Source organism: Lentzea pudingi, assembly GCF_014646255.1.
Classification (GTDB): domain Bacteria; phylum Actinomycetota; class Actinomycetes; order Mycobacteriales; family Pseudonocardiaceae; genus Lentzea; species Lentzea pudingi.
The window spans coordinates 262,088-274,628 of the sequence record NZ_BMNC01000002.1 but is presented as its reverse complement, the minus strand read 5'-3'; the positions used below and the strand labels follow the sequence as shown (position 1 = coordinate 274,628).

General features: G+C 69.2%; 15 protein-coding genes. 10 read left to right on the top strand and 5 right to left on the bottom strand.

Going from position 1 to position 12,541, the window contains the following annotated elements; all coding sequences use genetic code 11:
• Positions 1–28: 28 nt before the first annotated feature.
• Positions 29–1,348: a TIR domain-containing protein gene (locus IEY88_RS07180; RefSeq protein WP_189153832.1), complete on the bottom strand. Its 1,320-nt coding sequence runs from the start codon at positions 1,346–1,348 to the stop codon at positions 29–31.
• Positions 1,349–1,481: 133 nt separating this feature from the next.
• On the opposite strand from IEY88_RS07180, the gene IEY88_RS07175 reads away from it, so the two are divergent.
• The 4 genes from IEY88_RS07175 to IEY88_RS07160 all read left to right on the top strand — a co-directional run bounded on the left by IEY88_RS07175 (position 1,482) and on the right by IEY88_RS07160 (position 4,762).
• Positions 1,482–2,876, top strand: coding sequence for a TIR domain-containing protein (locus tag IEY88_RS07175; protein ID WP_189153831.1), 1,395 nt, complete (start codon positions 1,482–1,484; stop codon positions 2,874–2,876).
• Positions 2,873–3,115: a hypothetical protein gene (locus IEY88_RS07170; RefSeq protein ID WP_189153830.1), complete on the top strand. Its 243-nt coding sequence runs from the start codon at positions 2,873–2,875 to the stop codon at positions 3,113–3,115. Before IEY88_RS07175 ends, IEY88_RS07170 begins: the two co-directional genes overlap by 4 nt.
• A 196-nt stretch (positions 3,116–3,311) precedes the next feature.
• A complete protein-coding gene (locus tag IEY88_RS07165) occupies positions 3,312–3,638 on the top strand; it encodes a PadR family transcriptional regulator (RefSeq protein WP_189153829.1) in 327 nt (108 codons plus the stop codon).
• Positions 3,635–4,762, top strand: coding sequence for a DUF1700 domain-containing protein (locus tag IEY88_RS07160; protein ID WP_189153828.1), 1,128 nt, complete (start codon positions 3,635–3,637; stop codon positions 4,760–4,762). The genes IEY88_RS07165 and IEY88_RS07160 overlap by 4 nt, the downstream gene beginning before the upstream one ends.
• Before the next feature lie 33 nt (positions 4,763–4,795).
• Here the strand turns inward: IEY88_RS07160 and IEY88_RS07155 are convergent, their stop codons facing one another.
• Complete coding sequence (locus IEY88_RS07155; RefSeq protein WP_189153827.1) at positions 4,796–5,236, bottom strand: MarR family winged helix-turn-helix transcriptional regulator; 441 nt, start codon at positions 5,234–5,236, stop codon at positions 4,796–4,798.
• A 330-nt stretch (positions 5,237–5,566) separates the two neighbouring features.
• Between IEY88_RS07155 and IEY88_RS07150 the strand changes: the two genes are divergently transcribed.
• From IEY88_RS07150 to IEY88_RS07140, 3 genes are read left to right on the top strand one after another with little or no spacing between them, the layout of a single operon-like run.
• A complete protein-coding gene (locus IEY88_RS07150; RefSeq protein ID WP_229693160.1) occupies positions 5,567–8,056 on the top strand; it encodes a DUF4118 domain-containing protein in 2,490 nt (829 codons plus the stop codon).
• Complete coding sequence (locus tag IEY88_RS07145) at positions 8,053–8,733, top strand: response regulator (protein WP_189153826.1); 681 nt, start codon at positions 8,053–8,055, stop codon at positions 8,731–8,733. Before IEY88_RS07150 ends, IEY88_RS07145 begins: the two co-directional genes overlap by 4 nt.
• The gene (locus tag IEY88_RS07140; RefSeq protein ID WP_189153825.1) at positions 8,730–9,176 is read left to right on the top strand and encodes a hypothetical protein; all 447 of its coding nucleotides are present in this window, start codon (positions 8,730–8,732) and stop codon (positions 9,174–9,176) included. Before IEY88_RS07145 ends, IEY88_RS07140 begins: the two co-directional genes overlap by 4 nt.
• On the opposite strand, the gene IEY88_RS07135 is transcribed toward IEY88_RS07140, so the two are convergent.
• The 3 genes from IEY88_RS07135 to IEY88_RS44065 all read right to left on the bottom strand — a co-directional run bounded on the left by IEY88_RS07135 (position 9,173) and on the right by IEY88_RS44065 (position 11,005).
• Positions 9,173–9,661: a hypothetical protein gene (locus IEY88_RS07135; protein ID WP_189153824.1), complete on the bottom strand. Its 489-nt coding sequence runs from the start codon at positions 9,659–9,661 to the stop codon at positions 9,173–9,175. The two genes, IEY88_RS07140 and IEY88_RS07135, sit on opposite strands and share 4 nt — an antisense overlap.
• 128 nt (positions 9,662–9,789) lie before the next feature.
• Positions 9,790–10,251: a hypothetical protein gene (locus IEY88_RS07130; RefSeq protein WP_189153823.1), complete on the bottom strand. Its 462-nt coding sequence runs from the start codon at positions 10,249–10,251 to the stop codon at positions 9,790–9,792.
• A gap of 22 nt (positions 10,252–10,273) precedes the next feature.
• A complete protein-coding gene (locus IEY88_RS44065) occupies positions 10,274–11,005 on the bottom strand; it encodes a CAP domain-containing protein (RefSeq protein ID WP_229693159.1) in 732 nt (243 codons plus the stop codon).
• An 81-nt stretch (positions 11,006–11,086) separates the two neighbouring features.
• Here IEY88_RS44065 and IEY88_RS07120 point away from each other — a divergent pair, with 81 nt between their 5' ends.
• From IEY88_RS07120 to IEY88_RS07110, 3 genes are read left to right on the top strand one after another with little or no spacing between them, the layout of a single operon-like run.
• On the top strand, positions 11,087–11,359 hold the full coding sequence (locus tag IEY88_RS07120) for an acylphosphatase (protein WP_229693264.1): 273 nt from the start codon (positions 11,087–11,089) through the stop codon (positions 11,357–11,359).
• Between the two features lie 33 nt (positions 11,360–11,392).
• Positions 11,393–11,899 carry a sigma-70 family RNA polymerase sigma factor gene (locus IEY88_RS07115; protein ID WP_189153822.1) on the top strand — a complete coding sequence of 169 codons (507 nt, stop codon included), beginning with the start codon at positions 11,393–11,395 and terminating at the stop codon, positions 11,897–11,899.
• Complete coding sequence (locus IEY88_RS07110; protein WP_189153821.1) at positions 11,896–12,525, top strand: anti-sigma factor family protein; 630 nt, start codon at positions 11,896–11,898, stop codon at positions 12,523–12,525. Before IEY88_RS07115 ends, IEY88_RS07110 begins: the two co-directional genes overlap by 4 nt.
• The last annotated feature ends 16 nt before the right edge of the window (positions 12,526–12,541 follow it).

Sequence of the window (12,541 nt, the reverse complement as noted above, 5' to 3'; positions counted from 1 at the left end):
GGTCGTGCTCGGCCGAAGGCTGAGGTGCTCAGTCGTGCAGGCGCTGGATCTGAGCGTGCACCTCGTCGGCGACGTGGCGCCGCACCCAGACCTGCCGCCGGTAGGCGGCTTCGACGGTGAGCCCGATGGTCAGGGCGATCGCGGCGAGCACGATCGCGGGCACCCACAGACGCATTGCGGGCAGTGCGGCCGAGGTCATCAGCCCGACCGCCGCGGCGGCCCACGCCGTGCCCAGCAGCAGCGGGAGTGCGTGGTCGGCCGTGAGCCAGGACCACCGGCTCCTGCTCGCGTCCCTGGACAGCACGTCGGCGGCGTTCTCGAGGTGGGTGACGTGCCAGCGGATCCGTTCCTCGTCGGCTCCGGCCGCCTGCTTGCGCAGCAGGCGTTCGAGCTCGCGGCGGACGGGAGCGGGCTTCACCGGTTCCTCCAGCCGCACCGGCCAGTGGTTCTCGCGGAACCTCTCGGTCTTGTACTGCCCCAGCACGAGGAAGATCGCGTACATCGTCGCGCCGCCGGCGATGAGGACGAGCAGCGGGCGCAGCCGGGGTTCGACCGGCGAGCTGAAGACGATCGCCACCGTGAACCCCGCGAGCAGGATGCCTCCCGGTGCGGCCACGAGCAGGTTGTACGTGGTCGGGTCGAGGTCCTGCGCGAGCCGTTCCGCCGAGTTGATCTGCTTGCGGCCCAGCGAGACCACGCCGACCGAGAACAGCACCACGACCAGGAGCGCGGCGGCGGCGATCGAGACCACGGCGGCGGTGTCCCTGGTGCTCGCCGGCAACGCCAGCACCGGCGCGGCGAACGCGGCGGCACCGAGCAGGGCGGCGAGCGGCCCGGCCCACGGACGCGCCGGTGTCTGCCCGATGACGGCGCGGCGCTGCGGTTCGCCGGCGATCTTCTCGCACAGCCGGACGTGCTCGGGGTCGTCGATCGTGCGGTGGGCCTGGAAGTTGGCGAACTCCCTGATGGTGCGCGGGAGTTCGTGCGCCCTCGGCATCTTCGCGCCGTCCAGGAGCAACGGGATGATCGTCTTCCCGGCGGCGAGCGCCCACCTGATCTCGTTGTGCACCCAGTCCGCGCCGTCGGTCCTGAGCTCCTTCGCCCAGCCGGCGTGCACCACGACGACGACCACGTCGGACCGGTCGAGGTGGCGCCGCAGCTGGTTCGGGTAGCGGCGGCCGTGCCCGATGGTGGCGGAGTCGAGGAAGACGGCGTTGCTCCCGAACCGGGAGACGAGCCGCGCGTAGAGCGTTCGGACGAAGGCGATGCGCTCGTCGTGCCGCCGGTAGTTGAGGAAGGTGCCGCCCATGTCGAGCGACCGTAGCGGGATGTTCGTGGTGCGCGACATGACACATGAGTGCACCGATGTGGCGATTCCTCGTCATGTGATGGGAAGCAGGTGACTTCGCACGATGCGCGGTGGCGATGCTCACGGGAATGCTGCGAGCGCTGGGATTCGAGGTCACGGTGGTGGAGAACCGATGAGCGGCGGCATCTTCATCTGTTACCGCAAGAACCACCTCAGCGGGAGGCGCGGCACGGCCCTGGCGGTCGAGGCGTTCATCGAACGGCTGCGCACCCACTTCGGTTCCGAGAAGATCCGCGCGGACACGGAGATGACCGGGGGCGACCACTTCCCGACGGTGCTCGAGGAGTGGTTGCGCGGCAGTGAGGTCGTCCTCGTGTTCGTCCACCAGGAGTGGCTCGACGACCTCGTCGAGCGCAGGGACGACGAGGGCGACTGGGTCCGTCTGGAGGTCAGGACGGCGCTGGAGCTGGGGCTGCACGTCATTCCGGTGCTGCTGGACAAGGCCACGCTGCCCACCGAGCGGATGCTGGAGGAGAAGGGGTTCCTGGACGTCGCCGAGCTCGGCAACCAGCAGTTCCGGCGCATCCCCTTCGGGGAATGGCAGGTCGCCGGCGCCGAGCTGATCCGGTTGCTCGAAGGGCGCGTCGCGACGGAGCCGCCCCCTGCGCCGCAACGCCCCGATCCCGCACGTCCGCGCAGCCCGTGGCCGGTGATCGTCGCGGCTCTTCTCGGCCTCGCCGCGCCACTGGCGCTGGTGCAGGGCGTGGAACCGAGGCAGGTGTGGCTGATCGCGCTCGCCCTCGCGCTGGTCTTCCCACTGTTGATCCCACTTGCGACGGTCGCGGTCGTGCACGCGGGCAGGAAGCGGCTCGACGAGAGCGACAAGCACCTGGCCGAGTTGTCGCACGACAAGAAGACCAACGCCACGGTCGGTCTGTTCGTGGCCGCGATGGGCGTCATCGTTCTCTTCATCAGCAACCTGGTGTCGTGGCACTGGCAGCTCCTCGCGATGGCGGTGATCGTCGGGTTCGCCATCACCTCGGGAGACCGGTGGCTGCGGGATCGACGTAAGGGCGACTTCTGGCCTTACGAGAGCCTCGCGCCGAACCCCGCGTCCGTGCGTGGTGCCCTCGCGCACGCCGAGCGGTTCATGAAGGAACACCAGCCGCTGCTGACGAAGAAGCAGCGCGAGCAGGTCGAGTTCGTGTTCGGCCAGGTCGAATGGGCCGTGGACCGGCTCCGCGAACTCGCCGCGTTGTCGAGGTGGGCCTGGTTGCGCAGGTCCGCCGTCTGGCTGCCCGCGGTGCACGTGCTGTTCGTCGCCGCCGTGATCGGCAGTGCGGCAGGCGCGCTCGTCGAGGGCGCCTGGGGCTACACCGGTCTGCTGGCCGGCGCGGTCGTCGCCGCGCTGCTCTGCCACTTCTTCACCGTCGACCTCGCCTACCGGCTGCAGCGCTGGCGCCGGAAGGTCGTCGCCGACGCCGCGCCCGCCGAGGTGGACCGCCTGCGCAAGGTGCTCGCCGAGATCAGCATTCCGCCCGCCGCGCCCGAGGAGACCACCGGATGAAGATCGTCATCGCCCTGCTCGTGCTCGTCCTCGCCGGGTGCTCCGGCACCGGGGCTCCCGCTCCCCGGGCAACGACGACCACCGCTGCCGCGTCCTCCACTCAGAGCGGGGCGAAGATGCCGAAGTTCGTGGTGAGCCAGTCGGAGGCGGCGGGCAGCACCCCCGACCCCAAGACCAAGATCACGCTCGGGGCGGTGAAGTTCGGCGAACCGACCGGTGCGTCCGGCTGCAAGAGCTGACGCGCGCCTGTCGAGACGGCCTCCCGGGTTGCTGACCTGGGAGGCCGTTCCCGTTGTACCTGCGGAATGGACAGTACTGCGCACTGCGTAGTACTGTCCACGGCGCAACAGTGCTCAACTCCTGCGAGAGGGAGCGCGGTTCGGTGGCCGAAATGGGCTTCGCCGATTTCGGCCACCAAACCGCGGGGGAGAGGTCATGGACACCAGTCAACTGCTCAAAGGGGTGCTGGACCTGGCCGTGCTTGCGGTTCTGCGCAAGGACGACGGGTACGGGTACGACGTGGTGCGCAGGCTGCGTGCCGGGGGATTGAACGGCGTGGGCGACGCGTCGGTGTACGGGACGCTGCGCCGGCTCTACAACGCGGGGATGCTGACCTCGTACGTCGTGCCCAGCGAAGAGGGCCCGCACCGCAAGTACTACAGCATCAACGAGACCGGGCGGGCGCGCCTGGCTGAGTCGAGGGAGACGTGGAGGTCGTTCGCCAGCACGCTGGACGGCCTGCTCGAGGAGGTCGCAGCATGAACACGCAAGCGCTCGGTGTCGAGCACTACCTGGCTGGGATGCGCGCCGCCCTCGACGACCTGCCGCCCAACGAGGTCGCCGAGATCATGGAGGACACCGAGGCGCACGTCGCCGAGCTGTCCACCGAACTCGGTGAGGACGAGACGCTCGAGCAGCGGCTCGGAACTCCGGAGCAGTACGCGCAGGAGCTTCGTCAGGCCGCCGGCTACCCGTCGCGGACCGAGCGGTTGCCGGTCACGACGAAGAAGCAGATGCTGACCAGGCCCCGTGCCGCGGCCTGGGGACTGGTGGCGGCCACGGGCATCACGGTGCTCGCGGGAGCGGCGGCGTTGCGGGAGCCGGCGGTGCTGCTCCTGCCCGCGGTGATCCTCGTGCTGAGCCTGGCGCTCGTGAACGACCGGGGACCCGTGCAGCAGGAGATCATGAACCTGCCGGAGACGATCAGGCTCAAGCAGTGGCTCACGCCCGAGGCGGGCACTCCCGCCGAGCGGGCGATCACCTACCTCAAGTCGTTGCAGCCGGCCTGGTGGCTGGTGCGGGCCGGTCTGCTCGGCCTCGGTGCCGTGCTGCTGGCCGGTCGCGACCTCCTCGGGTTCCTCGCGATCGCGGCCGTCGCCGTGGTGTCGGTGTTCGCCGGGCCGCGTGCCAAGGTCGACCGGCGCTGGCTGTGGTTCAGCCTGCCGGCCTCGGCGCTGGCGGTGGGGCTGCTGTTCCAGGTGATCGACGTGACGGCGGGGCAGCTCGGCTACAACGCGTCGCGGTCTTCGTACTCTGGTCCCGTCATGCAGACGTACGAGAACATCTACGTCTACGACGAGAACAACAAGCTGCTCACGAACGTGACGCTGTACGACCAGGACGGTCAGCCGATCAACGCGCCGCGGTCGTACAGCAGCTGCGGGCGTGGCGACGGCACCGATCCGGATCCGGTGATTCCGGCCAACCGCTATCCGCGGCCGGTCATCGACTACCAAAACGGTACTTGTTACACAGTGGCACCGACCGTGACCGCTCCGTCATCGGCATCTTCATCATCGCCATCAACGACGGGCACGCCGCCGTCGAGTTCTGGAAGCGCAACTCCGAGCTCGGTGCCACCTACTTCTGTGTCACCAAGCAAGTAATCCTGGAGCGGGACCCGTCGGGGGGTCCCGCTCCTACTTGTTCTCCTGCGGGTCGGCCAGGTGCCGCAAAATCGGCATGGCCGAGCGCAGGTGTTCTCTGTCTTCCGACGAAAGTTCGGACATTCTTTCACTCAATAGTTCGGCTTCGCCGTGAGCGAGCGACAGGATCGTCTCGCGGCCGACTTCGGTGAGCACGACTATCGTGGCCCTGCCGTCGGCGGCATCAGGCTCGCGACGGACGAGGCCGGTGGACTCCAAGCTGGTCACGACGGTTGTGGCGGTCGGCTGTGAACACAGCGCGCGCACCGCGATCTCGCCGATCCGCATCGGGCCGTGGGCGCTCAGTTCTGACAGCACCAATAACTGGGTGGGTTGCAAACGACGGGCCGGAGCGGCCTGTCGAAGACTTCGCACCAGCCGGTGCACGGCCACCACGAGTTGAAGTGCCTCGTGGTTGGTGACGGTGGTGGGCATCGTTTCTCCGCGCGCATGTGATTGTCCGAATTCGGACACGAACCCTGGCACTTTCCCTCATTCACGCTCCGCGCGCTATCCGCCAACTGCCGATAACCCATTCGGCCGTTGTGGTGACACGGGGTGTCACGGCGTGCGTCCGACACACTTAAATGTGCTGGTAAACGGCGTAAAAAGCGCAGCGAAGCTCACTCGAACGGGCGCCGGGCTGAAGCATGATTCAACAAGACAGATCTCCTGTCAGAACTGTGGGAAGGCGCACTCGTTTCACCGGGTGGCCCAGCGCGTACCCCCGAACGGTCCACGTCCGGCCAGGGGCAGACTGGTCTAGTGAGTCCGAAACCCAGACGTGGCGAGCTCCGCATCCACCTCGGCGCCGCTCCTGGTGTCGGCAAGACGTTCGCCATGCTCGGCGAGGCGCACCGCCGGCGGGAACGCGGCACGGACGTGGTCATCGGATTTGTCGAGACCCACGGCCGTGCGAAGACCGCTGAACTGGCCGAAGGCCTGGAAATCGTCACGCGCCGGCCCTTCACGCACCGTGGCGTCGAACTGACCGAGATGGACGTGGACGCCGTGCTCGCCCGCGCGCCGCAGGTCGCCGTCGTCGACGAACTGGCGCACACGAACGCCCCTGGATCCCGTAATGCAAAGCGGTGGCAAGACGTCGAGGAACTCCTCGAAGCCGGGATTGATGTGCTGTCGACAGTCAACATTCAGCACCTGGAATCCCTCAACGACGTCGTCCACCGCATAACGGGTGTACCGCAGCAGGAAACGGTGCCGGACGAGGTCGTGCGCAAAGCCGACCAGACGCAGCTCGTCGACCTCACGCCGGAAGCGCTGCGCCGCAGGCTCGCCCACGGCGACGTCTACGCGGCGAACAAGATCGACGCCGCGCTCGGCAACTACTTCCGCGTCGGAAACCTGACGGCGCTGCGGGAGCTCGCACTGCTGTGGGTCGCCGACCAGGTCGATGTCGCGTTGCTGCGCTACCGCACGGAACAGCAGATCACCGACACGTGGGAGACGCGCGAACGAGTCGTCGTCGCCATCACCGGTGGCGCGGAAAGCGAGACGCTCATCCGTCGCGCGCGTCGCATCGCCACGCGCGCGGGTGGCGACCTTCTCGCCGTGCACGTGCTGCGCGGTGATGGCCTCGCGGGCGCCGATCCGCACTCACTGCAGAAGTACCGCAAGCTCGCCGAGGACGTCGGCGCCACGTTCCACACCGTTGTCGGCGATGACGTACCAACGGCGTTGCTGGAGTTCTCACGAGGCGTCAACGCCACACAGCTCGTGGTCGGCACCTCGCGCCGTTCGCGGTTCGCGCGCGTGTTCTCGGCGGGCATCGGCTCCACGGTCGTGCAGGAGTCCGGCGCGATCGACGTCCATATGGTCACGCATCCGGCGACGACCAGCGGCTGGCGCGCCCGGTTCGCCGGCAGTCCGTTGAAGCCGAGCCGGCTCGCGTGGGGCTGGTTCCTCGCGGTGGCCGGGCCCGCGCTGGTCACGGCGGCGGGGGCGTCGTTGCGCGGCGGCCTGAACTTCTCCACGAACGTCATCGGCTACCTGCTGGTGACGCTGGTCGTGGCGATCGTCGGCGGGCTCGGTCCCGCGATCGCCACCGCGCTCGTCAGCGCGTTGCTGCTGAACTTCTTCTTCACCGAGCCCTTCTACACGTTCACCATCGACGCGCAGCAGAACGTCCTGACCTTCTTCGCGATGATCATCGTGGGCGTGTCCACGGCGTTGGTGGTGGACTACGCCGCTCGCCGTGCGTCCCAGGCAGCGCGCGCTCGCACCGAGGCCACGCTCCTCGCGTCGTACGCACGCACCGTGCTGACGAACCCGCAGCCGCTCGCACGGCTGTTGGAGAAGGTGAAGGAGAACTTCGGCCTCACGTCCGTCGCTTTGCTTGAACGCGTCGATGGTTCGTGGGAGCGCGTCGCGTGCGTCGGCATCGGTCCGTGCGACGAGCCCGACGACGCGGACGTCGACATCGCCGTGACTCCGGAGGTGCACCTCGCGCTGCGCGGTCGTTCGCTGCCCGCGTCCGACCGCAGCGTCCTGGAGGCCGCCGCCGGTCAGGCGTTGCTCGCCCTGCGGCAGCAACGCATGGCCGAGCAGACCCTCGAAGCCCAGCGCCAGGCGTCCCGCACCGAACTGCGCACCGCACTGCTCAGCGCTGTCGGCCACGACCTGCGCACGCCGCTGACCTCGATCAAGGCGTCCGTCGGCTCGTTGCGCGACCCGGAGCTCACGCTGTCCGACGAGGACACCGCCGAATTGCTGGAGGCGGTCGAGGAGTCGGCGGACCGGCTCACCGGCCTCGTCGACAACCTGCTCGACTCGTCCCGCCTCGCGACCGGTGCCGTGTCGCCGCAGTTCCGGGCGGTCGGCTACTACGAGGCCGTCGCGCGGGCGCTGGTCGGCCAGGCGGGGGACGTCGAGGTCGACGTGCCGGAGTCGCTGCCGCCCGTGCGCGCCGACGTGGGCCTGCTCGAACGCGTGATCGCGAACGTCGTCGGCAACGCCGTGCGCTACGCCGGCGCGGTGGCGGTGCGCGCCTCCGCCCACGGCGCCGAGGTGGAACTGCGCGTCGTGGACCACGGCCGCGGCCTGCCCAGCGGCACCGCAGGGGAGGTCTTCGCCCCGTTCCAGCGCCTGGGCGACCGCACGCCGGGTGGCGTTGGTCTCGGTCTGAGCGTGGCGAAGGGGTTCACCGAGGCCATGGGAGGCACGATCACCATGGAGGACACACCCGGTGGCGGCCTCACCGTGGTGATCTCACTCCCCGCCGAGGAGAGGGTCGCGTGACAAAAGTACTGGTGGTCGACGACGAGCCGCAGATCGTGCGCGCCCTGCGGATCAACCTCTCGGCCCGCGGCTACGAGGTCCTCACGGCTTTCGACGGCGCCACGGCCCTGAAGCTCGCCGCCGACGGCAAACCGGACGTCGTGGTCCTGGACTTGGGTTTGCCCGACATGGACGGCACCGACGTCATCGCGGGCCTGCGCGGCTGGACCACCCTGCCGATCATCGTCCTGTCCGCCCGCACCGACTCGTCCGACAAGGTCGACGCCCTCGACGCGGGCGCCGACGACTACGTGACGAAACCATTCGGCATGGATGAACTCCTGGCCCGCCTGCGCGCCGCCGTCCGCCGCTCGGCCGTGGCGGGCCCCGAGGACGAGCCGATCGTGAAGACCGGCTCGTTCACCGTCGACCTGGCGGCGAAGCGCGTGCTCAGGGACGGCGCCGAGGTGCACCTCACGCCCACCGAGTGGGGCCTGCTGGAGGTGCTGGCGCGCAACGCGGGGAAGCTCGTCGCCCAGAAGCAACTGCTGCGCGACGTGTGGGGGCCCGCTTATGAGAAGGAGACGCACTACCTGCGGGTGTACCTGGCCCAGCTGCGGCGGAAGCTCGAACCGGAGCCCACGCGGCCTCGGCACCTGCTGACGGAGCCCGGCATGGGCTACCGGTTCGAGCTGTGACCACCGAACAACCGCTTGCCGCCCTCGCCCGCGAGACTGGATGCACCGCAGACCTCGCGTCCGAACACGGCCGGTGGGAGCTGTACCAGGCCGCGTTCGGCGCCTTGCCCCTCTTGCGCGCGGCGTTGGCACACGAGCCGGACACCGCGCTGCGGACTTCCGTTCTGTTGAGGGTGCTCGATCTGGTCGATGACCACGAACCGTGGTTGGAGCTCGTCCCTGACGACACCTACGCGCAGCGCCGGAGCCGGGAGGTCGGTGTCCTGCGGAGGGCGGCGGACCTGGCCCCGGAAGAGATCGACCTCCCGGGGTGGTCGGACTGGTTGCAGCTGCGCCTGGCCGAGATGCCGGCACCGACGGTGTTGCGTGCGTTGGCGGCTGAGGGCCGGACCAAGCGCATTCGCCGGCTGGCAACCGCCGCGCTGCGGGTGGTGCCGGGCTAGGGCTGCGGGTCCGGCGGGGGCGTGGCCGACGACGAGGACGACGGCGGCGTGACCGACGGCTCCGAGGACTGAGGCGTCGACGACGGCGGCTCCGTGTGCGGGGGCGGCGTGCTCTGCGTCTCGGTCTGCGTCGGCTGGGGCTGGGCGGTGGTCAGCTGAGGCTGGTCCGGCGCGCCCTGTTTCGGCTGGTCCTGCGGCTTCGCGGCCTGCTTGCGCTCCGGTGCGGACGCCTTCTGGGACGCGCCGGAGGACACCGTGACGACGACCGTGCTGGTGCTGCCGTCCGGTGCGACGCTCGTGACGGTCTGCACGACGTCGGCCGCCGTGCGTTCCGGGGCGGCCTCGCGGCCGGAGGCGGCCAGCATGGACGCCACGGTGGCGAACAGGGTCGCCACGACCACGCCGCCCGCGGCCAGCATCACCGCCGTGCCCTTGCGCTTCTTCGGCGCCTCGGCCGGTGACTGCGGAAGATCTTTCTCGAACACCGATCGCTCCTCGGGGGAAACCCGGTCGGATGGGCTGGTGTTCGAGTTATCGGCGGAAACGCACCAAAGCCTCAGCAGCGCCACACCTTCGTGTGGCTCTGCGTCACAAGGCGGTGACTGGCGTAACCCTACGAGGTCGTCGTCGTTGTCGTCGGGTCCGTCGTCGTGGTGACCACCGTGGTCGTCGTGGTCGTCGTGTTGTTCGACGACGTGGTCGTCGTCGTGACCACCGGCGGCGGTTCCTCGGTCGTGACCGTGGTCGTCGTGCCGTCCGGACGCGTGATGGTCGTGACGCGCGTCTGCTTCTTCGTCGTCGTGGTCGTCGAGGGCGTCGTCGTCTCGGTGGTCGTCGACGTCTGCTCGGCGGTCGTCGTCGGCGTGGACGTCGGCACGATGCTCAGGGCGTCGCGCACGGCCTCCTTGCGCGGCGGTTGCGTCGCCGGGGATTCGGACGCGGTGTCCGAGCCCGCCGCGAAGGAGGCGACGGCGGCGAAGACGGTCGCCAGCACGACGCCGGAGGCGGCGAGGACGACCTGCGGCGCACCTCGGAAGATGCGCGGGCGCGAGTCCGGTTCCGGGCTCTCGTACACGAAGTTTCCCCTGTTAGAACGGTCAGCGGCCGAAGTTCTGGGTCCAGTAGTTGCCGCGGGTGTCGAGCCCCACGCCCATCGTGGTGAAGCTGCAGTTCTCGATGTTCTCGCGGTGGCCGGTCGACTTCATCCAGCCGTCCACGACGGCGGCGGCGGTGGGGTAGCCCATCGCGATGTTCTCGCCGCCCGGCTTCGGGTAGCCGGCCTCGCGCATGCGGACGTCGAACGTCCTGCCGTCCTGCGAGGTGTGCGAGAAGTACTTCTTGTTCGCCATGTCCGTGCTGTGGGCCTGCGCGGCGGTCGTGACGCGGTCGTCGATCACGAGGGCCTTGCACCCGGCGGCGGCGCGGGCGTCGTTGACGAGCGCGAGCACGGCCTGCTCAGGGGTCTGGCCGGTCGGCGGTTGCGTCTGCGCGGGCGGCTTCGGCGCCTCGGGGGGCGGCGTCGTGGTGGACGGGGCCGCGGGCGTCGAAGGCGTGGAGGAGGGCGTCTCGGACGTCGTCGAGGTGGCGGGCACCGAGGAGGACGTCTGGGGCGCGGGGGCGCCGGTGTCGGCGTTGCCGCCGTCGGAGGGCTGTCTGTTGCTGTTGGGTGCGGCGGCGTTTCCCGTTCCGAACTGGTTCGCTGCTTCGGTGGTCTCCTGCTGCGCGGCATTGGTGAAGTTGATGCCGAGAGGGGAGTTGCCGGTGACGGCGAGACCGCCGATACCGGTTGCACCGATCAGCAGGCCGAGTAAGAGGCTGCGGGCACTCACGGGTCGGGACCGTACCACTAATGGGTGACAACCCCAGCGTGCGTCTTCGATCACCTGGCGTCACTACGCAACCATTCGGAGGTGGACGTGCGACTAAACGCGTGGGTGCGGGGCCGGGTTCAGGGCGTTGGTTTTCGCTGGTGGACGCGAGCCCGCGCACTAGAACTGGGCCTGGTGGGCAGTGCTTCGAACAGGCCGGACGGACGGGTCGAGGTGGTTGCCGAGGGTTCGCGGGAGAACTGTGAACAACTGCTGAATGCTCTCCGTTCGGGTGAAACCCCCGGACACGTCGACTCTGTCGGTGAGCAGTGGTCGGACGCCAGGGGCGACCTGAGTGGGTTCATCGAGCGCTGAACCGTTTTCAGGGAGATGGCGTAGTAGGGGATCGTGGACTCTTCGGAAGACGTCCTCATCCAGTTGTACGAGCGCTGGAGGGGCCCGCTGCTGCACTACGTGCTGCGGCTGGTCGACGGCGACTACCAGCAGGCGGAGGACGTCGTGCAGGAGACGCTGCTCCGCGCGTGGCGGAACCACGAAGGTCTGAAACCGGACGACGCGGCACCGTGGCTCTACACGGTCGCGAAGAACCTGGTGATCTCCGGCTACCGCCGCCGCAACGCACGCGCGACCGAGGTGCCGCTCGAACCGGTGAACCTCCCGCCGGTCAGCGACCAGGTCGACCACGTGCTGCAGAAGTGGCAGATCGCGTCGGCGCTGCGGGCGCTCACGCCCGAGCACCGGACGGTCGTCATCGAGCTGTACTACCGCCGCCGCACCGTCGCGGAGGCCGCCAGGACGCTCGGCATCCCGCCGGGCACGGTCAAGTCGCGCTGCTTCTACGCACTGCGGGCACTGCGCGACGCACTGGAGGAAAGAGGGGTGACCGAGGCGTGAGCTGCCAGCACACCGTCGACGTCGGTGCCTACCTCTTCGGCTCGCTCGACCTCAAGGAACGGGCCGTGTTCGAACGTCATCTCGGCGACTGCGGCCACTGCCAGGCCGAGATGTTGCGGCTGGCCCCGCTGCCGGGGCTGCTCGGCGGCCTGACCCTGGAGGACGTCGAGAACCTCGACGAGATCCCCGCCGACCCCCCGAGACCGGGGCGTGACCAGCGCCGCGTACTGATCGCCTGTGCGGCGGTCCTCGTGCTGCTCGCCCTGGCCGGAGGGCTCTTCCTCCTGCGGCCGGCGCCCGCGCCGCCCGTCGCGGCACCGGTGACGCCGTCGCTCCCGCCCACCTGGACCTCGAAGGACGCGGCCACCGGCGTGAACGGCCAGGCCGAGATGGTGTCGAAGTCGTGGGGCACCGAGATGTGGTTCAAGCTCGGCGAGGTCAAGCCCGGTGCGCGCTGCAAGGTCATCGTGTTCGACCGGCGGGGGCAGCGCGAGGTCGGCGGCTGGTGGGGCTCCGATCATGCCGCTGACGAGCGGATTCCCGGCTCCACGTCGTTCCGCGTGGACCAGATCGACCGGTTGGAGGTCTCCGACGAGAGCGGGCTGCTGGTCACTCTCCGTCCCTAGAAACGCAGGTCAAGAG